21 protein-coding genes and 1 tRNA gene are annotated in these 24,562 nt (G+C 50.6%); 2 read left to right on the top strand and 20 right to left on the bottom strand.

Annotated elements, in window-relative coordinates:
* Nucleotides 1-4: 4 nt before the first annotated feature.
* Nucleotides 5-1,216: a 5-bromo-4-chloroindolyl phosphate hydrolysis family protein gene (locus tag NOG13_RS05235; RefSeq protein WP_283109527.1), complete on the bottom strand. Its 1,212-nt coding sequence runs from the start codon at nt 1,214-1,216 to the stop codon at nt 5-7.
* Nucleotides 1,217-1,506: 290 nt separating this feature from the next.
* Here NOG13_RS05235 and NOG13_RS05240 point away from each other — a divergent pair.
* Nucleotides 1,507-1,593: transfer RNA gene (locus tag NOG13_RS05240), tRNA-Leu, on the top strand.
* Nucleotides 1,594-1,770: 177 nt separating this feature from the next.
* Here the strand turns inward: NOG13_RS05240 and trmB are convergent.
* Nucleotides 1,771-2,427: a tRNA (guanosine(46)-N7)-methyltransferase TrmB gene (gene trmB / locus NOG13_RS05245; RefSeq protein WP_283109528.1), complete on the bottom strand. Its 657-nt coding sequence runs from the start codon at nt 2,425-2,427 to the stop codon at nt 1,771-1,773.
* A complete protein-coding gene (locus NOG13_RS05250) occupies nt 2,424-2,912 on the bottom strand; it encodes a YbaK/EbsC family protein (protein ID WP_283109529.1) in 489 nt (162 codons plus the stop codon). The genes trmB and NOG13_RS05250 overlap by 4 nt, the downstream gene beginning before the upstream one ends.
* Nucleotides 2,913-3,227: 315 nt before the next feature.
* Here NOG13_RS05250 and NOG13_RS05255 point away from each other — a divergent pair, with 315 nt between their 5' ends.
* Nucleotides 3,228-4,280, top strand: coding sequence for an FAD:protein FMN transferase (locus NOG13_RS05255; protein ID WP_283109530.1), 1,053 nt, complete (start codon nt 3,228-3,230; stop codon nt 4,278-4,280).
* 62 nt (nt 4,281-4,342) lie between these two features.
* Here the strand turns inward: NOG13_RS05255 and NOG13_RS05260 are convergent, their stop codons facing one another.
* The 17 genes from NOG13_RS05260 to rpmE all read right to left on the bottom strand — a co-directional run bounded on the left by NOG13_RS05260 (nt 4,343) and on the right by rpmE (nt 24,489).
* Nucleotides 4,343-4,783, bottom strand: a complete 441-nt coding sequence (locus tag NOG13_RS05260; RefSeq protein WP_283109531.1) for a CD1247 N-terminal domain-containing protein — start codon at nt 4,781-4,783, stop codon at nt 4,343-4,345.
* A 47-nt stretch (nt 4,784-4,830) separates the two neighbouring features.
* On the bottom strand, nt 4,831-5,388 hold the full coding sequence (efp, locus tag NOG13_RS05265; protein WP_283109532.1) for an elongation factor P: 558 nt from the start codon (nt 5,386-5,388) through the stop codon (nt 4,831-4,833).
* Nucleotides 5,389-5,494: 106 nt separating this feature from the next.
* Complete coding sequence (aroQ, locus tag NOG13_RS05270; RefSeq protein ID WP_283109533.1) at nt 5,495-5,932, bottom strand: type II 3-dehydroquinate dehydratase; 438 nt, start codon at nt 5,930-5,932, stop codon at nt 5,495-5,497.
* Nucleotides 5,933-5,934: 2 nt separating this feature from the next.
* Nucleotides 5,935-6,459, bottom strand: coding sequence for a YqeG family HAD IIIA-type phosphatase (locus NOG13_RS05275; protein ID WP_283109534.1), 525 nt, complete (start codon nt 6,457-6,459; stop codon nt 5,935-5,937).
* An 88-nt stretch (nt 6,460-6,547) separates the two neighbouring features.
* Complete coding sequence (rpsU, locus tag NOG13_RS05280) at nt 6,548-6,724, bottom strand: 30S ribosomal protein S21 (RefSeq protein ID WP_283109535.1); 177 nt, start codon at nt 6,722-6,724, stop codon at nt 6,548-6,550.
* 220 nt (nt 6,725-6,944) lie between these two features.
* A complete protein-coding gene (tuf, locus tag NOG13_RS05285; RefSeq protein WP_283109536.1) occupies nt 6,945-8,147 on the bottom strand; it encodes an elongation factor Tu in 1,203 nt (400 codons plus the stop codon).
* Nucleotides 8,148-8,248: 101 nt separating this feature from the next.
* Nucleotides 8,249-10,330, bottom strand: coding sequence for an elongation factor G (fusA, locus tag NOG13_RS05290; protein ID WP_283109537.1), 2,082 nt, complete (start codon nt 10,328-10,330; stop codon nt 8,249-8,251).
* Nucleotides 10,331-10,368: 38 nt separating this feature from the next.
* Nucleotides 10,369-10,839 (bottom strand): 30S ribosomal protein S7, encoded by a 471-nt coding sequence (rpsG, locus tag NOG13_RS05295; protein ID WP_283109538.1) that lies wholly within the window; start codon nt 10,837-10,839, stop codon nt 10,369-10,371.
* Between the two features lie 164 nt (nt 10,840-11,003).
* On the bottom strand, nt 11,004-11,438 hold the full coding sequence (rpsL, locus tag NOG13_RS05300; protein WP_283109539.1) for a 30S ribosomal protein S12: 435 nt from the start codon (nt 11,436-11,438) through the stop codon (nt 11,004-11,006).
* 121 nt (nt 11,439-11,559) lie between these two features.
* Nucleotides 11,560-15,102: a DNA-directed RNA polymerase subunit beta' gene (gene rpoC, locus NOG13_RS05305; protein ID WP_283109540.1), complete on the bottom strand. Its 3,543-nt coding sequence runs from the start codon at nt 15,100-15,102 to the stop codon at nt 11,560-11,562.
* 17 nt (nt 15,103-15,119) lie between these two features.
* Nucleotides 15,120-18,878, bottom strand: a complete 3,759-nt coding sequence (gene rpoB, locus NOG13_RS05310; RefSeq protein ID WP_283111162.1) for a DNA-directed RNA polymerase subunit beta — start codon at nt 18,876-18,878, stop codon at nt 15,120-15,122.
* A gap of 281 nt (nt 18,879-19,159) precedes the next feature.
* Complete coding sequence (locus NOG13_RS05315) at nt 19,160-19,576, bottom strand: RrF2 family transcriptional regulator (RefSeq protein WP_283109541.1); 417 nt, start codon at nt 19,574-19,576, stop codon at nt 19,160-19,162.
* An 18-nt stretch (nt 19,577-19,594) separates the two neighbouring features.
* Nucleotides 19,595-20,686, bottom strand: a complete 1,092-nt coding sequence (gene rpoD / locus NOG13_RS05320) for an RNA polymerase sigma factor RpoD (protein ID WP_283109542.1) — start codon at nt 20,684-20,686, stop codon at nt 19,595-19,597.
* A gap of 11 nt (nt 20,687-20,697) precedes the next feature.
* Complete coding sequence (gene dnaG / locus NOG13_RS05325) at nt 20,698-22,455, bottom strand: DNA primase (RefSeq protein WP_283109543.1); 1,758 nt, start codon at nt 22,453-22,455, stop codon at nt 20,698-20,700.
* Between the two features lie 44 nt (nt 22,456-22,499).
* Nucleotides 22,500-23,495 carry a deoxyguanosinetriphosphate triphosphohydrolase gene (locus tag NOG13_RS05330; protein ID WP_283109544.1) on the bottom strand — a complete coding sequence of 332 codons (996 nt, stop codon included), beginning with the start codon at nt 23,493-23,495 and terminating at the stop codon, nt 22,500-22,502.
* A gap of 94 nt (nt 23,496-23,589) precedes the next feature.
* Nucleotides 23,590-24,216: a YigZ family protein gene (locus tag NOG13_RS05335; RefSeq protein ID WP_283109545.1), complete on the bottom strand. Its 627-nt coding sequence runs from the start codon at nt 24,214-24,216 to the stop codon at nt 23,590-23,592.
* Between the two features lie 69 nt (nt 24,217-24,285).
* Complete coding sequence (gene rpmE / locus NOG13_RS05340) at nt 24,286-24,489, bottom strand: 50S ribosomal protein L31 (protein WP_283109546.1); 204 nt, start codon at nt 24,487-24,489, stop codon at nt 24,286-24,288.
* Between the last annotated feature and the right edge of the window lie 73 nt (nt 24,490-24,562).

Here is a 24,562-nt window from a genome sequence, read left to right on the forward strand (position 1 = left end):
TTTTCTATTCTTTGCCGCCGTTATCCGGCACTTTTTCAAAATCGCTTCCCGTAAGGCCGCCCTGCTTCAATAACATTTCCAATGTGGAAACATCTGCGGATATATCAAGGACATCGTCTTCAAACAGTTTATCAAGCAGATTGGCGAATGCGACATTGACGGTATCGAGTGCATGCTCAATCTCTGTTTTCGCTTTTTTAATGTTTTCGCCCTGAACCGGCTGCTCATCAAACTCCTGATATGCCTTCACAAGCTTCAGTGTTGTGGGCAGGTAATACCGCATAAAACTGCGGATATCCGGCAGTTTTTCCGGATGCTGTGCGACGCATGCAAAAATCCGCGCTGTCACATTCTCCAGCTGATCCAGTTTATCGGAAATTTCTTTCTCCGGCAAAGCGTCGTTTACCGCACGAATCTGCTTTAAATAATCATTGCCTTCTTTTTTAACTGCTTCCAGCTCGGCAACCTTGGGGTCAGCCTGCGTCTTCTGCTCTTCTTCCTGTTTCGCCTTCATGCGAGCCATATAATTCCGTTCGGCTTCCAGAAACTCCTCGTAGGTGATATCGTCAACCATGAAACAGGTTTCGTTTCGGTCGAGGTGTCCCTCGGGGTAAACACCGGTTGATATCATTTTTTTGAGGTCTTTTCGGATGCGCTGAGGGTCTTCTCCCACAAGTTCCGCCAGTTTTGCAATGGTGCAGAACGCCGCTCCGCCGATTGCATCACGGTAACGGGCAAACCTGCGTGCGCGTTTCTGCGAGACGATTCCGTAGCCCATCAGAAAGAACGAACCGGCGGTAAGAGGTGTTATGACGCTCAATGCAACTACGATACTGTCTGCTGGAAGCTCTCCGACAAGTGCACCGGCTAACAGGGCAATATCCGTAATCAGCAGCATACTTCCAAAGATAGCGCCGATAATCGTAAAGACGATTCCCGAAATGAGGCCTGGCATTCTTCTGCGAAATGTCCCTTGCTCAGGGATATGCCCAAAGCCAGCTTGCCCCGGTGCTCCGCTCCCTCCGGTGAATCCTTGCCCTGGGTTGCGGCCAGCAGCATTTCGTCCCTGTGTTCTGAGGTTTTCTAGGATTTCATTGATTTCATCCGTAATCTCCTGAACATGGTTCTCAACTGCATGGCCGATCTGTTCAATATCGCCGTTATGGATTGCATTGCGCACGGTTCGGTGAATATCTCTGTAATCTCTGTTGCGCATAGCTTCCTCCGAATACTACTGTGAAAAACGTAAACACAGTCCATAGTGAAATAATTATAAAGCATTCCCAAATAAATGACAATGGCTTCCTCCTTCATTCCACGGTAAAATTTTTCTTTTGCGAAGGTAATTTTTATTTCTCGGGAAAGTTACAGGTGTTTTTCCGTAGAAATATGCCGTATTGGCACGTCTTACGCAATTTCAACTTGATTTTTTAGTCTGATTACGATATACTTATTTATGTTGTGTGCGGCTGTGGTCTTGAGACACTTCTCTGCACAAATGAAAATGCCGGTGTGATGGAATTGGCAGACGTGCGGGACTCAAAATCCCGTGGTGGCGACACCGTGTGGGTTCGACCCCCACCACCGGCACCAAGAAAGCTCTGTGGAAGATAAAAGCCACAGAGTTTTTTTTATATTCATTCACACACGAAGAGGAGCGGTACCGAATGGCGTGCCGGTGGCATGCCAGAGCCGCGACTGACCGAGGCGTGCAGGCGATAGTCTCATGCGAAAAAAGGCGGCGGAAACCATATCCGCCGCCTCCTTTTTCTATGCCAGCTTTGCCCAAAGCGCTTTGATTTTGATTCCGCGCTCCACAAACATCAATTCATGCTCCGTCGGGATATCATCGGGACGGTTTAAGGCTCGCAAATCATACGTCTTTTCGGTTACGACGAATCCGCTTTCTGCGAGATACTCTAGTGTATCCGCAAAAAGGTCGTCATCATCGGTTTTAAACGCGATTTCACCGCCCGGAACCAGAATTTTTTTGTAGTTTTCGAGCTGGCGTGGATGCGTCAAGCGCCTTTTGTGGTGTTTTTTCTTCGGCCAGGGATTGCAGAAATTGATATAGATGCGCTGCACCGTGTCTTCCGGACCCATGGAATCGGCGATGCGCTCAATATTCATAGCGGTAAGGATGATATTGTCCGGCTCACGGCCAGCCTCACGGTAGGCGGCCTCCAGATTGCGTTTGGCCGGACCTAAAACGGTGTCTTTTAGGTCGACGCCAATGTAATTCACTTGCGGATTGGCCGGTGCAAGGGCGGCAAGAAACAGTCCTTTGCCGCAGCCGAGCTCCAGTTCCACGGGCTGACTCCTCGGAAACAAGCTGTGCCATTTTCCCAAATACTGCTCGGGATGACGGATAAAGAACGGGCAGGCGTCAAGTTCCTTTGTCGCCCATGGCTTATAACGCATTCTCATGCTGTTGCAGAAACCTCCATACTCTTGCAGACATCAACCCACTTAATCGCACCGGAAACACGGAACAGCTCATCGCATGTGAGTTTGACACACGAATTGTCGCTTCCTCCGGCTGGATAAATGCAATCAAAGCGCTGCAGCGAACTGTCACAGTAAACCTTTGCGGAGGGCGGGTTATCAAACGGGCATACCCCTCCGACACGGTACCCCGTCAGTTTTTCCACATCGTCGTGGCTCAGCATCTTCGCTTTAAAACCGAACTCGGCTTTGAACTTCGCATTGTCGATTTTGACATCGCCAGCAGTTACAATCAGCAGACATCCGCCGTCTTTATCATAGAACGAGATGGATTTGGCGATCCGCGCAGGTTCTACTCCAAGCGCCTTCGCAGCCAACTCAACCGTTGCACTGGAAACCGGAAAAACTGTCAGCCGCTCTTCCAAGCCGTAGCGGGAAAGATAGCTTCTGACCTTTTCAACAGACATGGTTAACCCTCCTGAGAAGATATGAGAACTCCGCAAAAATCTCGTTCAGTATAACATTTTTCCCGTTTCTCCGCAACTTTCCTTTCCGCCTGTCACGCTAGCGGTACGCTTTTTGTACTCGACCATCAAGCCACCCGATTTTTTTACCCGTTTTAATCCAAGTTTTTAAAGCTATATTTGCAAAAAGAAATCGGGAGAGTAACCATTCCCGCCCGATTTCCGAAATATAATTTTACGCAGTCCTACCGATTTTCATTTGATTTCTCGGTATGGATTGGATATGATGAAGAAAAGATTTTTCGTTTGGAGACAGATATGACAAAACAGAAGAAAATAATCATCTTGCTGTCTAGTGTGCTGGTCGTTCTTATCGGAACGGTCATATTTCTCTGGAGCAAATTCGGACAGCGTGCGAGCCTGTACTCCTGCACAAATTACGCCATGGGCTACTACATCCAGCAGAATATTTACGGAGAAAACGCGAAAACCGCTGCATCCGCCGCCGCATCCGCGATTGGCACGCTTGAGAACTTAATCACGCTGAAATCCAGCGACTCCGACATGGCGAAGCTGAACGCTGCGGCGGGAACCGTCTGGATTCCCATTCATGCGAAAACGGCAAGGCTTCTGCGCACTGTTTTAGCCATTGCCAAAGACTCGGACGGTGCCTATGACCCGACCATCCTGCCCGTTTCCGCCTTGTGGGATTTTGGCGGCGAAAATCAGCATGTACCTTCGGAATCGGAAATTTCAAAATATCTGCGGTATGTCAATTATAAGGATTTGCGCGTCAGTTCCTCCGAGGACACCGCCAGCTTACGCAACCACTACGAAGGGGTTACGCTGGACGCGGTTCGCGCAGGCGCCGCTTGCGATGAAGCGGTAGCTGCCTATCGTTCTGCAGGCGCCGAATGCGGCATCATTTCCGTCGGAACAAGCATCGGCATCTACGGGCAGAAAGCAGACGGCTCCGCCTGGAGCATTGCCGTTGGCAGCCCTGCGCCGGATTCAGGCTACTTGGACACCTTTGGGGAACTCAAGCTGACTTCCGGTTTTGTTTCCACCGTGGGAACGGGCAGCTGTTCTTTCGTTTCGGGCGGCATCACGTACCATTCCCTGCTCAACCCAAAAACAGGATATCCCGAAAACAACGGGTTAAGCTCCGTTACGGTCGTTTCTTCGAGCGGCGTTACGAGCGATGCGCTTGCAAACGCCTGCTTCATCCTTGGCCGTGAGAAAAGCATGTCCCTTCTGAAAAAGTACAATGCCGAAGCGATTTTCGCAGACAGCGATAAACATATTTTCGTCACAGATGGGCTGAAACAGAAATTTACCTTAACAAACAGCAATTATGTGCTTCAATCCTGATTCGTTGCTCCGGGCGCAAAAAGCGGACTGCCTTAAAAGGCAGTCCGCTTTTCGCACACGGATTATTCGTCGTCTGAATTTTCATCGCAGCTGCATTCCGAATCGCAGCAGCATTCATCATCAATATCATCCAAGTCAAACTCAAGCATTTCGCCGCAATTCGGGCATTCCATTTGCCCCTTCTGAACGAGATCCTCGGAAAGGCACACGGTTTCGTTGCAATTCGGGCAAGTTACTTCATAGAAGCAACCGTCTTCTTCATCAGAATCCTCTTCTTCGCCCTCATCGTAAAAGTCGTCTTCGAGAGAACCGAGGTCCTCATCGATTGCATCGACCTGATCAATGACATCATTGAGGTTATCCTCCATCTCAGACAGAGAAAATGCCATATCATCCAGCAGGTCAATAATTGCATTTATGACCTTTACTTCTTTTTTGTCGGTATCCAATTCGAGTCCTTCAGCGAGGCCCCGGACGTAAGATACCCGTTCCGTGGTTTTCATTGGGCATACCCTCCTAATTAATAACTTCTCCTCGGGGGTAGTATCAGTTAAGCGCGCTCCATATATTCACCGGTGCGGGTATCAATGCGAATTTTTTCGCCTTCGTTAATGAAAAGCGGAACTTTAATTTCTGCACCTGTCTCAACAGTTGCCGGTTTTGTTGCGTTTGTTGCGGTGTCGCCTTTGAAGCCCGGCTCGGTCTTAATGACTTCGAGTTCAACAAAGTTCGGCGGCTCAACCCCGAAAACATTGTTCTTGTAGGAAAGAACTTTGCATGTCATATTCTCTTTTACAAACTTGAAGTTGTCACCGAGAACGCTCTTGCTAATCGGAATCTGCTCAAAAGTATCGGGATCCATGAAATAGTAAAGATCACCGTCATTGTAAAGGTACTGCATTTCCTTGCGCTCAATGAAAGCGGTCGGGAACTTATCGTTCGGGTTGAAAGTACGCTCCGTCACGGCGCCGGAAATAACATTACGAATCTTTGTGCGGACAAATGCCGCGCCCTTACCCGGCTTAACATGCTGAAATTCGATAATGGAATAGACATTGCCGTCCATTTCAAATGTTGCGCCGTTACGGAAATCACCTGCTGATATCATTGGTCTTAGCCCCCATTAATTTATTCCAAACATATTATATTTTATTATATTTTCCGCGGTTTTTCAATAGATATTTCGCTCCCTGCCGCGCCAGGGAAAAGGGATACTACAAAAGGTTCTTCAAGGCCGAAAGCGCAAGGAGATAACTGTATTTGCCGAAACCCGTAATCTGACCGACACAAACCGGAGCAATTACACTTTTATGGCGGAATTCTTCCCGTGCATAAATGTTGCTCATGTGCACTTCTACAAAAGGAATGCAGACAGACGCAATTGCATCGCGCAGAGCATAACTGTAATGCGTAAGCGCACCTGCATTGATGATGACGCCGTCATATTTACCCCGAGCCTCGTGGATTCGGTCAATCAGGTCGCCTTCATGGTTCGACTGGTAAATCTCACATTCAAAGCCGATCTGTTTTGCATATTCTTTGACCTGCAAATTAATGCTGTCAGCCGATTCATCGCCGTAAATTCCCTTTTCCCGGATTCCGACCATATTGAGGTTCGGTCCAAGCAAAAGAAGAATCTTTTTGGTATTCATCTTTAATCATCCTCTGCATGATCCGTCTTAATTCCGCTTTGTAATTCCAACTTCCGGCGAATCGGCCGTTCTAGCCTTCGCCGCACCCGAAAACTAAACGAATCTTCTTTCGATTTCGGAGCAACCAAAACGGACTTCATGCCCGAAAGGTTGGCGCCCAGAATATCCGTAAAGATCTGATCCCCGACTACAACGGTGTGTTCGCGTTGTACCTTCAATTTGTGGGCAGCATGCAGATATGCAGCCGGCAGCGGTTTCATTGCCATTGAGCAAAACGGAAGTCCGTAAAGTGCCGCAAACGGTGCAACGCGGCTACTGCAATTATTGGATATAATCAGCAGCTTAAAACCGTCTTCGCTGATTTTTTTTGCCCACTCGATCGACCCCGGGAACGGCTCCTGAGAGCCGTCTTCGGCAAGTGTGTTATCAACATCCAGCAAAACTGCCGCAGCATCAAGTTTATGAAGAAGCAACGGCGTAATGTCGGTTATTCGGGCCACATAAGCCGAAGGCATTAAGATTGGCAACTACGTACCTCCTGTGAAAAGAAACCAGAGTGTAAACCCAAAAAAGCGGGCTTACTGCCCGCTTTTTGCACTTCACCTTTGCAACAACTTACTTGTACTTACGCTTACGAGCTGCCTCAGATTTCTTCTTACGTCTTACAGAAGGCTTTTCATAGGCTTCCCTTTTGCGGATTTCAGCGATAACTCCAGCCCTAGCGCACTGCTTTTTGAAACGCCTTAATGCGCTGTCCAGAGATTCGTTTTCCTTGACTCTAATCTCAGCCATTTATCTTCCCTCCCATCCGCCAAAAGGCAGGGGTTATTAGCAAAACATGCTACATTAGTTAATTATACTGATTTTCTCACATACTGTCAAGATTAATCTTAAATAGCATACATATATGTAGAATTATCGTAATTTTTCTGGCACATACAAAAATATCCGAAGCTGCCGAAACAGCTTCGGATATTTATCTGTTTTCGTAAATCAGGCAGAATCCCTGAAATTACTCCAAGATCTTGGTAACAACGCCGGAACCAACGGTGTGGCCGCCTTCACGGATAGCGAAGCGGAGGCCTTCTTCCATAGCAACCGGGGTGATCAGTTCAACTGTCATCTCAACGTTGTCGCCAGGCATGCACATCTCGGTGCCTTCCGGCAGAGTGATAACGCCGGTAACGTCCGTTGTACGGAAGTAGAACTGCGGGCGATAGTTGTTGAAGAACGGAGTATGACGGCCGCCTTCATCCTTAGTAAGGACGTAAACCTTGCCCTGGAACTTGGTGTGCGGATGCACTGAACCCGGTTTTGCGAGAACCTGGCCGCGCTCAATTTCGTCTCTCTGGATACCGCGGAGAAGAACACCAATGTTGTCGCCAGCTTGTGCGAAATCAAGGGTCTTGCGGAACATTTCAAGTCCTGTGATAACGGACTTCTTCTTCTCCTGAGACAAACCGACGATTTCAACTTCATCGCCGATCTTAGCCATACCGCGCTCAACTCTACCAGTTGCAACGGTACCACGGCCGGAGATGGTCATAACATCTTCAATCGGCATCAGGAACGGCTGGTCAGCCTTACGTTCCGGATTCGGAATGTAATTGTCAACAGCTTCCATCAGGTCGAGAATGCACTTGTATTCCGGAGCATTCGGATCGGTGGAGGTGGATTCGAGAGCCTTCAGAGCAGAACCCTTGATGATCGGAGTATCGTCACCCGGGAAGTCATACTCATTCAGGAGGTCACGGATTTCCATTTCAACGAGGTCAAGCAGTTCAGGATCGTCAACCTGGTCAACCTTGTTCATGAAAACTACGATATAAGGCACGCCAACCTGACGAGCGAGCAGGATGTGCTCTCTGGTCTGGGGCATCGGGCCGTCAGCAGCAGAAACAACGAGGATTGCGCCGTCCATCTGAGCAGCACCGGTGATCATGTTCTTGATATAGTCAGCGTGGCCCGGGCAGTCAACGTGAGCATAGTGACGCTTCTCGGTCTGATACTCAACGTGAGCAGTGTTGATTGTGATTCCGCGTGCTCTTTCTTCCGGAGCCTTATCGATGTTTGCATAATCGACAAAGTCAGCTTCGCCCTTGAAGTTAAGGACTTTCGTGATAGCAGCGGTCAGTGTGGTTTTACCGTGGTCAACGTGACCGATGGTCCCGATGTTTACATGGGGTTTGGAGCGGTCAAATTTTTCTTTTGCCATTTGGGGTCCTCCTTTTTATTATCCGATTATAAGTTTCTAAAAGCTACTTAATGGTAATATTCTAGCAACAAAAGTCTCAAAAAGCAAGCGCATTTTAGCCTTTACTCTGACTTTTTCGCACGGCTGGTAATGATCTTCTCAGAGATGTTCTTCGGAACCTCAGCATATTCTCCCGGCTCCATTACATACTGGCCGCGGCCCTGAGTCTTGGAACGCAGGTCAGTTGCATAACCGAACATTTCCGAGAGCGGAACACGCGCACGAATTTGCTGTGCGCCCGGAATCGCATCCATGCCTTCAATCATGCCGCGGCGAGAGTTCAGGTCGCCCATAACGTCGCCCATATACTCTTCCGGAACAATGACTGTAACCTTCATAATCGGCTCAAGGATAACCGGTTGAGCCTTTGCCATAGCGTCTTTGAACGCCATAGAAGCGGCAATCTTAAATGCGAGTTCCGAGGAGTCGACTTCGTGGTAAGAACCATCATACAGCGTGACCTTTACATCCACAACCGGATAGCCAGCAAGAACACCGGCCATCATAGCGCCCTGGATACCTTGGTCAACAGCAGGAATGAATTCCTTCGGAATTGCACCGCCTGTAATCTGGTTGACAAACTCATAACCCTTACCCGGGTTCGGCTCAATTTTGATCTTAACATGACCGTACTGACCATGACCGCCGGACTGCCTTGCGTATTTGTTTTCAACATCTGCAGTACCGCGGATGGTTTCTTTGTAAGCAACCTGCGGCTTACCGACGTTTGCTTCAACATGGAATTCACGCATCAGTCTGTCAACGATGATTTCCAGGTGAAGTTCGCCCATGCCTGCGATGATGGTCTGGCCGGTTTCCTCATCGGTATAAGCCCTAAAGGTCGGGTCTTCTTCCGCCAGTTTGGAAAGGGCAATGCCCATCTTCTCCTGGCCAGCCTTCGTCTTCGGCTCAATTGCGACGCGGATAACAGGCTCCGGATACTCCATGGATTCGAGAATGATCGGGCGCTTCGGGTCGCAGAGTGTATCACCGGTAGTAGTTGCCTTCAGGCCCACTGCTGCGGCGATGTCGCCGGCATAAACGGTCTCAAGGTCTTGCCTGTGGTTTGCATGCATCTGCAAAATACGGCCCATGCGCTCATTCGTGTCTTTCACGGAGTTATAAACCGTAGCGCCGGCATTGAGAGTTCCGGAATAAACACGGAAGAAAACGAGCTTTCCGACGAATGGGTCCGTAGCAATCTTGAATGCCAGAGCGGCAAACGGCTCGTCGTCGGACGCATGGCAATCTTCTTCTTCACCCGTATTCGGGTTGGTTCCGCGGATAGCGGCAACGTCAGTCGGAGCGGGCAAGAAAGCGACAATTGCGTCAAGCAGTTTCTGAACGCCCTTGTTTCGATAGGAAGAACCGCAAGTGACAGGAACCATCTTATTGGCAATCGTAGCCTTGCGGATGCCGGCTATAATTTCTTCCTTCGTGAGTTCTTCCCCGTTCAGATATTTCTCCATGAGGTCGTCGTCCTGCTCGGCAACAGCCTCAATGAGCTTTGCATGATATTCTTCGGCAAGGTCTTTCATGTCTTCCGGAATTTCCTCGACCTTCATGTCCTTGCCCATTTCATCATAATAGACGTCAGCTTTCATATCGATCAGGTCAATAATACCCTTGAAGGTATCTTCACTGCCGATCGGAAGCTGAATCGGAACGGCGTTGGCTTTGAGGCGCTCGCGCATCATATTGACGCAGCGGAAGAAATCTGCGCCCATGATGTCCATCTTATTGACATAAGCCAAACGCGGGACACCGAACTGCTCGGCCTGACGCCACACCGTCTCGGACTGCGGCTCGACGCCACCCTTAGCGCAGAATACTGTTACAGAACCATCCAGCACGCGAAGGGAACGCTCAACCTCGACTGTAAAGTCGACGTGGCCCGGGGTATCAATGATATTGATACGATGGCCCTTCCAGAAGCATGTTGTTGCTGCGGAAGTGATGGTAATGCCGCGCTCCTGCTCTTGCACCATCCAGTCCATGGTAGCAGCGCCGTCATGAACTTCGCCGATTTTGTGGTTGATGCCCGTATAGTAAAGGATACGTTCCGTCGTGGTTGTCTTTCCTGCATCGATATGCGCCGTAATACCGATATTGCGGACTAAATTTAGTGGTACTTGCCTAGGCATAATTCCCTCCTACATACTGAAAACGTGCAGAACCGCATTTACCAGCGATAATGAGCAAATGCTCTATTCGCTTCCGCCATTTTATGCGTCTCATCGCGCTTCTTGGCGGCACCGCCCGCACCATTCACAGCGTCGAGAATTTCGCCGGCAAGCCGTTCTTTCATTGTTTTTTCTGATCTCTGGCGAGCGTAGTCAGCCATCCAGCGCAGACCCAAAGTCTGTCTTCTCTCTGGCCGAACCTCAATCGGAACCTGATAAGTTGCACCGCCAACACGGCGTGCCTTTACTTCCAGGGACGGCATAACATTCTCCATTGCCTGCTCGAAAACTTCAAGCGGATCTTTGCCTGTTTTGTCCCTGACAATATCAAATGCGCCGTAGACGATTTTCTGGGCTACGCCCTTCTTGCCGTCATACATAACATTATTAATCAAACGTGTAACTAATTTGGAATGATAAAGTGGATCCGGCAAAACATCACGTTTCGCGGTTGAACCTCTTCTTGGCACTTTACTTCCCTCCTTCACAGAAATGATATCATCGGTACTCGAAAGCGACAAACTCCCGTGGCCAATACAGAGGCGTTAAATCTATATTCAAACGCCGCTGCATCCTGTTTTTCAACATGCACAAATATGCAGCCGTAAGGTTTCTGTCTTAAAAATCAACCGCTTTACTTAGCGGCTTTTGCAGCGCCGGCTTTCGGTCTCTTTGCACCATATTTGGAGCGACCCTGCATACGTCCTGCAACGCCCTGTGTATCGAGGGTTCCGCGGATGATGTGGTAACGCACACCAGGCAGGTCCTTTACACGACCGCCGCGGATCATCACAACACTGTGCTCCTGAAGGTTGTGGCCGACGCCCGGAATATAAGCACTAACTTCGATTCCATTGGAAAGCCTAACTCTTGCAATCTTTCTAAGTGCGGAGTTCGGCTTCTTCGGGGTCGCGGTCTTTACGACTGTGCAAACACCACGCTTCTGCGGAGAATTCTGATCGATCGGAACCCTTTTCTTGGCATTCCAGCCTTTCAGAAGGGCAGGAGCCTTCGCCTTGCGCACGGGGACTTCTCTCCCTTTGTTGACGAGCTGATTAAAGGTTGGCATAGTACACCTCCTCACACGAAAATATCTATGTTCAACGGCCGAAAAGACCGCAAAACAACATATTTGGGTCTGTTCTGCCATACCTCGGCAGAACAGACCATCACAATTCGTTAGTATATCACTATCCCGCGTTATCTGTCAAGTTGTCGTTTACAACCTCAACTTTCGTGTCGCGATAGCATTTCATACCAGTTCCTGCAGGAATCAGCTTACCAATGATGACGTTTTCCTTCAGGCCGAGCAGCGGGTCAACTTTGCCTTTGATCGCCGCATCGGTCAGGACGCGCGTTGTCTCCTGGAAGGAAGCAGCAGACAGGAACGAATCCGTAGCAAGAGACGCCTTGGTGATACCGAGGAGCACCGGCGTAGCCGTTGCTTCTCTGAGTTCGGTTTCACCGGCAGCGATGCGCTCACGGATAATCTCGTTTTCGGCCTCAAGTTCGCTCTTCTCCACGAGGGCACTCGGAAGCAGAGTTGTGTCGCCCGGGTCGTCAACGCGAACCTTTTTCATCATCTGGCGGATAATGACCTCAATGTGCTTGTCGTTGATATCAACGCCCTGCATGCGGTAAACCTTCTGAACTTCCTCAATGAGGTAATCCTGGACAGCTTCGGGTCCGCTGATTGCAAGAATATCGTGCGGGTTGACGGAACCTTCCGTCAGGCGCGTACCTGCCTTGATTTCATCGCCATCGTTCACGATGACGCGTGAACCGAACGGAATCAGGTATGACTTGCTCTCGCCGGTTTCGTCATTGGTAACCACCACATGGCGGCTCTTCTTGATTTCCTCGAAGGAGACCTTGCCGGAAATCTCGCTGATGATGGCAAGATGCTTCGGTTTTCTGCCTTCAAACAATTCATCAACACGCGGCAGACCTTGTGTGATGTCTTCTGCGCTAGCGACACCGCCGGTATGAAACGTACGCATGGTAAGCTGCGTACCCGGTTCACCGATGGACTGAGCGGCGATGATACCGACAGCCTCACCGACCTTGACCGGCATGCGTGTTGCAAGGTTGGAGCCGTAACATTTGCGGCAGACACCGTGCTTTGCACGGCAGTTCAGGATGGAACGAATTCTGATGCGCTTGACGCCATGGCTTTCAATGATGTCTGCATCTTCGTCGTCCATCATCTTATCTTTGGAAACAAGCACTTCGCCCGTCTTTTCATCGACAAAGTCTTCTACAAGATATCTGCCGATGAGGCGTTCGTGCAGGGACTCGATAACTTCCTTGCCTTCCTTGATGTCGTAGACTTCAAGGCCTTCATTTGTACCGCAGTCGTCTTCGCGAATGATAACATCCTGCGAAACATCGACAAGGCGGCGGGTCAAGTAACCGGAGTCAGCCGTTCTCAAAGCCGTATCGGCGAGGCCTTTACGAGCACCGCGCGATGAAATGAAGTATTCGAGGATATTCAGGCCTTCACGGTAGTTTGCACGAATCGGAATTTCAATTGTTTTACCGGACGTATTTGCAATCAATCCGCGCATACCGGCGAGCTGACGAATCTGGCTCATAGAACCACGGGCACCGGAATCCGCCATCATGAAGATCGGGTTGTAGCGGTCAAGGTTCTTCTGCAGCGCGTCGGAAACATCATCCGTTGCCTTCGTCCATGTTTTCAGAACCGCATCATAGCGCTCGCTGTTCGACAGAAGACCGTTCTTATAGAGTTCGGTAATCGTATCAATCTTCTTTTCCGCTTCTGCGATGATTTCCGCTTTCTGTGGCGGAATTGTCGCATCGCTGACGGAAACGGTGATGCCGCTCTTAGTGGAGTATTTATAACCCTGAGCCTTAATGGCATCCAAAACCTCGGAGGTCTTAGGCACACCATGAACCTTAATGCAGCGGTCAATAATCTCGCCGAGCTGCTTCTTGCCGACCAAGAACTCAATCTCAAGACGGAATCTGTTTTCCGGCTTGGAGCGGTCGACAAAACCGAGGTCCTGCGGAATCGGCTGGTTGAAAATCATCTTACCGACAGTCGTTTCAATGACGCCGGACTCAATCTTTCCGTTTACTTCAACCGTTCTGCGAACTTTAATCTTTGCATGCAGGCCGATAATATGATTGTCATACGCCATGATGGCTTCTTCAAAGTTACGGAACGCTTTGCCCTCGCCCAATTCGCCGTCTTTATCCAGCGTGAGGTAGTAGGAACCGAGGACCATGTCCTGTGTTGGAACCGTAACCGGACGCCCGTCCGAAGGCTTCAGCAGGTTTCCTGCCGCAAGCATGAGGAAGCGGGCTTCTGCCTGTGCCTCGGAAGAAAGCGGCACGTGAACAGCCATCTGGTCGCCGTCGAAGTCTGCGTTGTATGCTGTGCAGGCGAGCGGATGGAGCTTCAAAGCACGGCCTTCTACCAAAACCGGCTCAAATGCCTGAATACCGAGGCGGTGCAGCGTAGGTGCACGGTTCAGCAGAACCGGGTGATTCTTAATGACAATTTCAAGTGCGTCCCAAACTTCCGGTTTTGCACGTTCCACCGCTTTGCGGGCCGCCTTGATATTGCCGGATGCACCGGTTTCCACAAGGCGTTTCATGACAAACGGTTTGAACAGTTCGAGAGCCATTTCCTTCGGCAGACCGCACTGATACATTTTCAGGTCAGGTCCGACGACGATAACGGAACGGCCGGAATAGTCAACACGTTTACCGAGCAGGTTTTGACGGAAACGTCCCTGCTTACCTTTCAGCATATCGGAAAGGGACTTGAGCGGACGGTTGTTCGGTCCGGTGACAGGACGGCCGCGGCGGCCGTTGTCAATCAGGGCGTCAACCGCTTCCTGAAGCATACGCTTTTCGTTGCGCACGATAATATCCGGCGCACCGAGTTCAAGAAGTCTCTTCAAGCGGTTATTGCGGTTGATGACGCGGCGGTACAGATCATTCAGGTCGGATGTCGCGAAACGTCCGCCGTCAAGCTGTACCATCGGGCGTAAATCCGGCGGAATGACCGGAATGCAATCCAGAATCATCCACTCCGGACGGTTGCCGGAGAGGCGGAACGCCTCCACGACTTCCAGTCTTTTCAGGATGCGCACGCGTTTTTGTCCCGTGGCATTTGCGAGTTCCGCTTTCAGTTCCGCTGAAAGCTCATCGAGGTCGATTTCGGCGAGAAGCTTCTTAATCGCTTCCGCGCCCATTTCCGCCTGGAAATCGTCCTCATATTTTTCACGCATATCGCGGTATTCTTTTTCGTTGAGGAGCTGCTTCTTCTGAAGTTCGCGGACATTTCCCGGGTTCGTTACGATGTAAAGTGCAAAATAAAGCACTTTTTCCAGCATACGGGGAGAAATGTCAAGCATCAGGCCCATGCGGGACGGGATGCCTTTGAAATACCAAATGTGGGAAACCGGAGCAGCCAGCTCAATGTGGCCCATACGCTCGCGGCGCACCTTGGAGCGTGTGACTTCAACGCCGCAGCGCTCACAGATTTTTCCTTTATAGCGGATTCTCTTATATTTTCCGCAATGGCACTCCCAGTCCTTGGTAGGTCCAAAAATCCGTTCACAGAAAAGTCCGTCGCGTTCCGGTTTCAGGGTTCGGTAGTTGATCGTTTCCGGCTTCTTAACCTCGCCATGCGACCACTCACGGATTTTCTCCGGTGAAGCAAGTCCAATCTTAATGGATTCAAAAGTATTAAATTCCATGCCCTGGCCCCTTCCTGTCAATTAATGCCGTCGTCTGAATCAGAATCGAAATCGAGCATTTCGTCTTTTTCAAACAAAACGTCGTCGTCCTTTTCTTCGGAGAAATCGTCTGAAACATCAAACAAGTCATCGCCTTGGTCGACATCGCCGCTTTCGTCTCCCTCAACGGAGTAGCCCTCAAGGTTATCCGCGACGTTCGGCTCATCGAAGTGGTCTTCCTGCGGATTGAACCCGATATCGTCGTCGTCAAAGGTTTGTTTCAGGTCGATCTCTTCGTTGTTTTCATCCAGAACCTTTACATCGAGCGCCAACGCCTGAAGTTCCTTAATCAAAACCTTGAAGGATTCCGGAATACCCGGCTTCGGAATATTCTGGCCTTTAACGATGGCTTCGTAGGTCTTAACACGGCCGACAACATCATCGGACTTCACGGTCAGGATTTCCTGCAGGGTATAAGCAGCACCGTAAGCTTCAAGCGCCCAAACTTCCATTTCGCCGAAGCGCTGACCGCCGAACTGAGCTTTACCGCCCAAAGGCTGCTGCGTAACCAGCGAATACGGTCCGGTGGAGCGAGCATGAATCTTATCGTCAACCAGATGGTGAAGTTTGAGGTAATACATATAGCCAACGGTAACCGGGTTATCGAAGTATTCTCCGGTTCGGCCGTCTTTCAGCATAATTTTTCCGTCTGGGCGCATTCCCGCCTGCTTCAGGCACTCTACGATGTCGTTTTCATGCGCACCGTCGAACACCGGCGTCATAATCTTCCAGCCGAGCAGCTTTGCGGCAAGGCCGAGGTGAACTTCCAGAACCTGACCGATGTTCATACGGGAAGGCACGCCCAACGGGTTCAGCACGATGTCGAGTGGGGTACCGTCCGGCAGGAACGGCATATCCTCAACCGGCAGGATGCGGGACACAACACCTTTGTTACCGTGGCGGCCGGCCATCTTGTCACCCACGGAAATCTTACGCTTCTGCGCAATATAGCAGCGGACGACTTTATTGACACCCGGGCTCAATTCGTCGTGGCTGTTCTCGCGGGTAAATACTTTAACATCAACAACGATGCCGTATTCGCCGTGCGGCACACGCAGAGAGGTATCGCGCACCTCACGCGCTTTCTCGCCGAAAATAGCACGGAGCAAGCGCTCTTCTGCGGTCAGCTCGGTCTCGCCCTTCGGGGTAACCTTGCCGACGAGGATATCTCCCGCACGGACTTCAGCACCGACGCGGATAATACCGTTCTCATCGAGATCACGGAGGAGGTCTTCATTCACGTTCGGAATATCACGCGTAATTTCTTCGGGCCCGAGCTTGGTATCGCGGGCTTCCGTCTCATATTCTTCAATGTGAATCGAGGTAAATACATCCTCACGGACAACTTTTTCGCTGATCAGGACAGCGTCTTCGTAGTTATAGCCTTCCCAGGTCATGAAGCCGATGAGCACATTTTTGCCAAGGCTGATTTCGCCGTCTTTGGTGCCTGGGCCGTCAGCGATGACATCGCCGGCGTTGACACGGTCATTGACGGAAACAATCGGGACCTGGTTAAAGCAGGTTCCCTGGTTGGAACGCATGAATTTAATGATGTGGTAGGTATCAATCTCACCATCATCGGTGGCAATCTTGATTTCATCGGCGCTTACGCTGCGGACAACGCCGGAGCGTTTTGCGAGGACGCAGACGCCGGAATCGACGCCAGCCTTATATTCCATGCCGGTGCCGACAATCGGGGATTCCGTTTTAAGCAGCGGCACAGCCTGCCTCTGCATGTTGGATCCCATCAACGCACGGTTCGCGTCGTCGTTTTCGAGGAACGGAATCATTGCCGTTGCGACAGAAACAACCATCCGCGGTGAAACGTCCATGAAATCTGCTTTTTCACGTTCCACTTCAACGAACTCGCCGCGGTAACGGCCATTTACTTTCGCATGGACGAAATGTCCTTCTTCATCGAGCGGCTCATTCGCCTGAACAACAATGTAGTTATCCTCCACGTCTGCCGTCATGTAGACGACATCTTTGGTAACAACACCGGTTTTCTTATCAACGCGGCGGTACGGCGCTTCGATAAAGCCGTATTCGTTGATGCGTGCGAATGTGGCAAGGTAGGAAATCAAGCCGATGTTCGGGCCTTCTGGTGTCTCAATTGGGCACATACGGCCGTAATGGGTGTAATGAACATCGCGGACTTCAAATCCTGCACGGTCTCTCGACAGACCGCCGGGGCCAAGGGCGGAAAGACGACGCTTATGCGTCAGCTCTGCAAGCGGGTTGGTCTGATCCATGAACTGCGAAAGCGGTGATGAACCGAAGAATTCACGGATTGCAGCAACAACCGGACGAATATTAATAAGAGAATGCGGTGTGAGGACTTCAAGGTCCTGAGCCTGAAGCGTCATACGCTCGCGGATAACACGTTCAAGGCGTGAAAAACCGATGCGGAACTGATTCTGGAGCAGTTCGCCGACCGAACGGATGCGGCGGTTGCCCAGGTGGTCAATATCGTCCACATTGCCGAGGCCGACAGCGAGGCAATTCAGGTAGTTGATGGAAGCGAAAATATCGTCAATTGTAATATGCTTTGGAACAAGGTCGTCAGCTCTTGCAATGAGCTGTTTCTTGATCTCCTCGTCAGAAGAACAGGAATCGAGAATCTCGCGCAAAACTTTGAACGAGACGCGCTCATTGATGCCGCACTCTTCCTTTGCATCGAAGTTGACGTACTTGGAAATGTCCACCATACCATTGGATATGATTTTGACTTCCTTGTCTCCAACTTCCACAAAGGCTTCGGTTACGCCGGCATTGTCAATGTCCGCTGCGAGTTCGCGGGTAATGACAGTGCCCTCTTCCGCCATGACTTCACCCGTGTACGGGTTGACAATCGGTCTTGTAATCTTCTGACCGGTCAGGCGGCCGGCAAGTGCCAATTTTTTGTTGTATTTATAACGGCCCACGCGGGAAAGATCATAACGGCGGGCGTCAAAGAAAAGGCCATTCAAATGAGCCTGTGCACTTTCAATGGTAGGCGGCTCGCTTGGTCTGAGTCTGCGGTAGACTTCAAACAGAGCATCCTCCATGTTTTTGCATGGGTCTTTTTCAATGGTAGCGTTAATTCGATCGTCATTGCCGAAGAAATCGCGGATCTGCTCATCGGTTCCAAGGCCAAGGGCACGGATGAAAACAGTTACCGGAAGCTTACGGTTCTTATCAATGCGCACATAAAAAACGTCGCTGGCATCCGTTTCATATTCCAGCCAAGCGCCGCGGTTCGGAATGACCGTGGTGCTGTAAAGCTCTTTGCCCGTTTTGTCATACTCCATTTTATAGTAGACGCCAGGAGAACGAACGAGCTGTGAAACAATAACACGCTCAGCGCCGTTGATAACAAAAGTGCCGCTTTCCGTCATGATCGGAAAGTCACCCATAAAGACTTCGGATTCTTTGATTTCGCCGCTTTCCCTGTTCAGCAGGCGGGCAGTGACGCGCAGAGGAGCCGAATAGGTAGCATCGCGTTCCTTGCATTCTTCCACACTGTAATTTGGATGGTCGGAGTCCAGTTTATAGTCCACAAAATCCAGGACAAGGTTGCCGGTGTAATCGGTGATGCCGGAAACTTCCTTAAAGACTTCCTTGAGGCCTTCATCGAGGAACCACTGATACGACTTTTTCTGGACCTCAATCAAGTTCGGCATATTTAGGACTTCGTCGATACGCGCAAAACTCATGCGTGTATTCTTGCCGACCTTCACCGGTTTGACATTCACCATCGGCTCAATCACTCCATTCATAAATTTGACATTCCGCGGCATAAATCAGGTTTTAAAAGGCTGTGCATACACCATTGCTGAGAAGATTTGCTTGCCTTTTTGGAATTCCTGTGTTATGATAGTACAGAACCATTTGTGACAATTTTCCATGATGATGCAGTTTACTATTTTACTACAAGATTCCTGCTGTGTCAAGGCTTTTCTTGCATAACGAATTGTCAAGCATCATACTGTTATTAGAACGATAAAAGCGTCGAAGGGATAACCTTCGGCGCTTTTTGTTATTTCTTTGTTTCGCAAGCCGTGCCCTGCTTTGCTGCAGCAAATGTGTAAGAATCGAGTTTCTGTCGAACCAATCCGGAAATCTCGTCATAAATTCCGTGGAAGCGGCAACCTGCCGTATGGGCACAGCCGTACTCCGTCTGCTGACATCGGCTGATCATATAAGGGCCTTCCACCGCTTCAATTACCTGACGGAGTGTAATGCGGTCCGCACTTCTTGCAAGCGCATAGCCGCCGTGAACACCTTTGTAGGAAACAATGATCTTTCCGGCAACAAGTTTCCGCAAAATTTTCAAAGCAAACCGCAGCGGCACCTGTGTTTTCGCAGCAAGCGTTTTCGCATCGACTTTCTGGTTCGACTGCGAAAGTGCGTCCACAATGCGAACCGCATAGTCGGCTTCAAGCGTCATAACCATAGAAGCGGCATCTCCTCATCAATCCAGAAAATCTTTCAGCTTCTTGCTGCGGCTTGGATGACGCAGTTTCCGCAGAGCCTTTGCTTCAATCTGACGAATTCGTTCACGGGTAACGTTGAACTCCTTACCGACTTCCTCAAGGGTACGGGAGCGCCCATCTTCGAGGCCGAAGCGGAGACGCAGAACCTTTTCTTCCCTCGGTGTCAGCGTATCGAGCACATCAGCAAGCTGTTCTTTGAGCAGTGTGTGGGAAGCGGCATCCTGCGGCGCCGGAGCGTCGTCATCCGGAATGAAGTCGCCGAGATGGCTGTCTTCCTCTTCGCCGATCGGCGTTTCCAGTGAAACAGGCTCCTGTGCAACGCGCATAATTTCACGAACCTTATCGACCGGCATGTCCAACTCTGCGGCGATTTCCTCTGCCGTCGGCTCATGCCCGTTCGTGTGAAGCAGCTGGCTTGAAACCTTCTTTACCTTATTAATGGTCTCGACCATGTGGACCGGAATACGAATGGTTCTTGCCTGGTCTGCGATTGCGCGGGTGATGGCCTGACGAATCCACCAAGTGGCGTACGTCGAAAATTTGAACCCTTTGGTGTAGTCGAACTTCTCGACTGCTTTAATCAAGCCGAGATTTCCTTCCTGAATGAGGTCAAGGAACTGCATTCCGCGGCCGAGGTAGCGTTTGGCGATGCTGACAACGAGACGCAGGTTTGCCTCGGAAAGGCGCTTCTTCGCGCTTTCATCGCCATTCTTGATGCGGACGGCGAGATCAATTTCCTCTTCCGGCGTCAAAAGCGGAACGCGGCCGATCTCTTTCAAATAAACCTTGACCGGGTCGTCGATTGCGATGCCCTCTGTGCTCAGAGCGGTGTCGAGGTCTTCGATGTCATCGTGGCCTTCCAAGCTGATGTCGTCAATGGAATCATCGCCGAAATCTTCCACGATTTCCACGCCCTGTGCTTCGAGGTTGTCGTAGAACTTTTCGATCTGTTCCGGTTCAAAGTCCAGTTCGCCCAGTGCATCCAAAATTTCTTTGGTCGTGAGCTGACCTTTGCTTTTGCCCTGTTCGATTAACTCCCTAATTACCGTTTTCTTATCCGGTACCGGCATACTTTTGCCTCCTATTTCTTTTGCTGTTTCAACTTTTCCAGATATTTCTCTATTTCCCCTAGCTGTGCCTGTGCGGCATTGCCTAATCTGCGGTTTTCGTCTTCCTGCCGGATTACATTCACATATTCTAGAGCGTCTTTCCATTCAGCGGAGACGCCGTCGTGCTTTGCGAGAATGCCGGCCAAGTAGGAAAGCTCGTCCGGCGAAAATTCTTCGGCAAGATCGGTCAAACTTACAGACTTTTCCTCTTTCATTCTTCCCACAATTCGCGCATATACACGGCGATTGAATTCTGTGATAAATTTTTCAGGTGGTAAAAGTTCGTAAATTCTTTCAAAACTGCCAGGATTCTTCATTAAATAAGCAATAAGTGCTTCTTCTGCGGCTGCCGCACGGAGATGCTGTGCCTTTTCGGGATTGATGTTATCCCTGTAACCGACTGCTTTCTGGCGGATTTCTCGGAATTCCTGCCGACGGCGGTTTTTTTCGATTTTTCGCCTTTCGGCATTAACCTGACTGAGCAGCGTTGCCGTTTCGATTCCCGTTTCCTCGGCGACCTTGCCGGCATACACCTCGCGCTCCACATTATTGTCCAGAGCCGCAAGCACCTGCACCGATCCGCGCAGGTAAGCAACTCGCCCTTCCGCGGTTTGAAGGTTACAGCCTTCCTTTGCCTTCTGCAGCTGGTACTCCACATCATTGCCGCAGTTGTCAAGCATCTGCTTGAACCTCAGCGCGCCGTAAGTCTTTATGTACTCATCGGGGTCCTTGCCGCCTGCGATGCTGAGCACCTTCACAAGCAAGCCGGCCGAACGCAGCATTGGGATTGCCCTTGCCGCCGCTTTCTGGCCCGCGCCGTCGGAATCATAAGAAACGACGACTTCTTTCGCATAGCGCGACATAAGCCTTGCTTGGGACGGGGTCAGCGCCGTTCCGAGCGTTGCCACGGCGTTTGTAAAACCCGCTTGATGCAGGGAGATTACATCCATGTATCCTTCGCAGAGAATCAGGCGGCCGCCGTTGTTGTTCTTGGCAAAATTCAGTGCAAACAGCATGTCCCCTTTATTGAAAACCGGCGTATCCGCTGTGTTGAGATACTTCGGTTTATCGTCGCCGAGCGTTCTGCCGCCGAAAGCAACCACATTGCCGCGCAGGTCAATAATCGGGAACATGACGCGGCCGCTGAACCTGTCTACGGCTCGGCCGCTGCGAGACTGAAAGGCTACATTGGCGAGAATCATCTCCTGCTGGGTGAAGCCCTTTTTCTCGAGGTGGTCCACCAAAGCAAAGCGACCGGGCGGAGAATACCCCAGCCCGAAATGGCGGATGGTGGATGCCTGAAGCTGACGCTTTGAAAAATATTCCCTGCCTGCCGCTCCGGCTTCCGACATCAAAACCGAATAATAAAAGCGCGCCGTTTCACGGTTCAAAGCCAGAATGCGTGTCCGGAGCTTGGCCATGCCGTCATCGACCTGATTCTCCGGAACCGTCAGTCCGGCACGCTGTGCAAGAAAGCGGACAGCCTCCATGTAGTCAAGATTCTCGATGCGCCTTATGAATGTGATGACGTCCCCTCCAACACCGCACCCGAAGCAGTAAAAAGAACCGTTATCCGGGTATACGTTGAAGGATGGTGTTTTCTCACTGTGAAACGGGCAAAGCCCCACAAGGTTCTTTCCGCTCCGCTTCAGATTGACATAGGACGACGCGACTTCTGCCATGTCGCATCTTGCTTTGAGTTCTTCCAGAAATGATTCCGGCAATGGCATGGCATCATCTCCTTGCCCGGCTCGCCCTATCCGCGAAAGCACGGTTATAGCTTCCACGACTTCGGGACGTAGATTTTCTCAAAAAGCTGAACCGCATAGTGGTCAGTCATTCCTGCAATAAAATCGCAGACTGCGCGCTCCATCCCATCGCGCTCCGCGATGGGAAGCATATCCTCGGGCAGGGCACCCGGTTTGTTGAGGTATTCGTAGAGGGCCTCAATCAAAGCCGGCACCTTTTTCTCCTCGGACTTTGCGTAGGGATTACAGTAAACATGCTCATCCATGAACGCCGCCAGATCATCGAATGCTTCTTTCACAGCCGCATCCATGGCAATGCGACCTTCGACACTGTTCTCAACGACCGAATGAACAAGCGTATCAATCCGTTCGGATTTGCTCGTGCCGAGCACATCGGTAATTCTGCGCGGAATATCACGTTCGCGCAGGACTCCCGCGCGTTCCGCATCGTCAATATCATGGTTCAGATAAGCAATGCGGTCGGCAATGCGGACGATGCGTCCCTCAGGTGTTTCGGCTTCTCTGCCTTTGGTGTGGCACAGGATTCCGTCACGAACCTCATAGGTCAGATTCAGGCCCTTGCCGCCTTTTTCGAGCTTCTCCACAACACGTTTGCTCTGCTCGTAATGGCGGAACCCGCCGGGAAAAATCGCATTCAAAGCCCGTTCGCCGGCATGTCCAAACGGCGTGTGACCGAGGTCATGTCCCAGAGAAACCGCTTCCGTAAGGTCTTCGTTGAGCCTGAGCGCCCGCGCAATGGTGCGGGCAATCTGGGCAACTTCCAGTGTATGCGTCAGGCGCGTGCGGTAATGGTCGCCCTCCGGGGAAAGAAAAACCTGCGTTTTATGTTTCAGCCGCCGGAATGCCTTGCAGTGGATAATCCGATCCCTGTCGCGCTGATATTCGGTGCGCAGGGTGCATGGTTCTTCCGGCATTTCACGGCCTTTTGTTTTCTTGGAAAACGATGCGTAGGGTGCTAAAATCATTTCCTCGATTTCTTCGGTACGTTCCCGGACAGTCACGGGCAGACCTCCTTACGCAATTTCTTCTTTCCTTTTGGTTTTCTATAGTAATATACGCAGGAAGGACGCTTTTTCCCTGCTTTCGAGCGAAAAATTACGGCAAAACAGGGTAATATTTTTTCTGTCCTAAAACCGCATCACAGGTTCCGCAGGTGGCGTCAGCCAATGCTTTACGGAATTCTTCCGCATTTTCGCAAGGCAGATGGAACCGTACTGTAACCTGTTCGGTAAAATCCGTGGCATCAATGGTTCCGCTGTGCGCGGCAATCAGCTGCGGAATTCTTCCGTAGTTTGCATAGTCACAGGAAAGCTCCGCCTCAAAACAGGGCGACATGGTAACAATCTGCGCCGCATGGAGCGCGATGGAGGCGCCGTGCGAATAGGCGCGCACAAGGCCGCCCGCCCCCAGAAGGATTCCGCCGAAATACCGTGTTACAACAACGGCAGTGTCCGTAACACCGGATTTCTGAAGAACATCCAGTACAGGGACTCCTGCCGTGCCTTGCGGTTCCCCATCATCGGAGTACCGCTGAATATGGCCGCTGCGAAGAATGTAGGCATAAACATTATGGGTCGCCGTGCGTTCGGCTTCCCGCACGGAACGAATGAAGGCAACTGCCTCCTCTTCCGTGCTGACAGGTTTTGCCCTGCCGATAAAGCGGGATTTCCGCTCCGTAAACTCGTCTTGCGCTTCGCGGAGCACCGTTTTATATGCTTCCATGTTTTCTCTCCGGAAAAAACAGGCGGCGCTTACAAAAGCGCCGCCTACCGTGCAGATGCGAAAAATAAATCACTTGTCGAGTCCATAGCGTTTTTTGAACATATCGACACGGCCGCTCGTATCAACCAGCTTCTGCTTGCCTGTGAAGAACGGGTGGCATTTTGAGCAAATTTCTACGTGAATGTCTTTCTTCGTAGACCTTGTATGAATCACATTGCCGCATGCGCAGGTGATTGTTGTTTCCTGGTACGCCGGATGAATCTTCTCTTTCATTTCTGTCACCTCTTTGTCCGAACTACAACATAACAGTGGAATTATATCATACATTATTTCCGAATGCAAGTTG

The sequence above is a fragment of the Thermocaproicibacter melissae genome (assembly GCF_024498295.1).
Lineage (GTDB): Bacteria > Bacillota > Clostridia > Oscillospirales > Acutalibacteraceae > Thermocaproicibacter > Thermocaproicibacter melissae.

Bases quoted from the DNA above. Each gene is read 5' to 3' on its own strand.
- rpoC (WP_283109540.1), bottom strand. From the start codon at position 15,102: ATGGAATTTAATACTTTTGAATCCATTAAGATTGGACTTGCTTCACCG.
- trmB (WP_283109528.1), bottom strand. From the start codon at position 2,427: ATGAGAATGCGTTATAAGCCATGGGCGACAAAGGAACTTGACGCCTGC.
- rpoD (WP_283109542.1), bottom strand. From the start codon at position 20,686: ATGCCGGTACCGGATAAGAAAACGGTAATTAGGGAGTTAATCGAACAG.
- rpsL (WP_283109539.1), bottom strand. From the start codon at position 11,438: ATGCCAACCTTTAATCAGCTCGTCAACAAAGGGAGAGAAGTCCCCGTG.
- aroQ (WP_283109533.1), bottom strand. From the start codon at position 5,932: ATGAATACCAAAAAGATTCTTCTTTTGCTTGGACCGAACCTCAATATG.
- NOG13_RS05335 (WP_283109545.1), bottom strand. From the start codon at position 24,216: ATGGAAGCATATAAAACGGTGCTCCGCGAAGCGCAAGACGAGTTTACG.
- rpmE (WP_283109546.1), bottom strand. From the start codon at position 24,489: ATGAAAGAGAAGATTCATCCGGCGTACCAGGAAACAACAATCACCTGC.
- NOG13_RS05235 (WP_283109527.1), bottom strand. From the start codon at position 1,216: ATGCGCAACAGAGATTACAGAGATATTCACCGAACCGTGCGCAATGCA.
- rpoB (WP_283111162.1), bottom strand. From the start codon at position 18,878: ATGGTGAATGTCAAACCGGTGAAGGTCGGCAAGAATACACGCATGAGT.
- dnaG (WP_283109543.1), bottom strand. From the start codon at position 22,455: ATGCCATTGCCGGAATCATTTCTGGAAGAACTCAAAGCAAGATGCGAC.
- NOG13_RS05250 (WP_283109529.1), bottom strand. From the start codon at position 2,912: ATGTCTGTTGAAAAGGTCAGAAGCTATCTTTCCCGCTACGGCTTGGAA.
- efp (WP_283109532.1), bottom strand. From the start codon at position 5,388: ATGATATCAGCAGGTGATTTCCGTAACGGCGCAACATTTGAAATGGAC.
- tuf (WP_283109536.1), bottom strand. From the start codon at position 8,147: ATGGCAAAAGAAAAATTTGACCGCTCCAAACCCCATGTAAACATCGGG.
- NOG13_RS05260 (WP_283109531.1), bottom strand. From the start codon at position 4,783: ATGAAAACCACGGAACGGGTATCTTACGTCCGGGGCCTCGCTGAAGGA.
- fusA (WP_283109537.1), bottom strand. From the start codon at position 10,330: ATGCCTAGGCAAGTACCACTAAATTTAGTCCGCAATATCGGTATTACG.
- NOG13_RS05315 (WP_283109541.1), bottom strand. From the start codon at position 19,576: ATGGTTATGACGCTTGAAGCCGACTATGCGGTTCGCATTGTGGACGCA.
- rpsU (WP_283109535.1), bottom strand. From the start codon at position 6,724: ATGGCTGAGATTAGAGTCAAGGAAAACGAATCTCTGGACAGCGCATTA.
- NOG13_RS05255 (WP_283109530.1), top strand. From the start codon at position 3,228: ATGACAAAACAGAAGAAAATAATCATCTTGCTGTCTAGTGTGCTGGTC.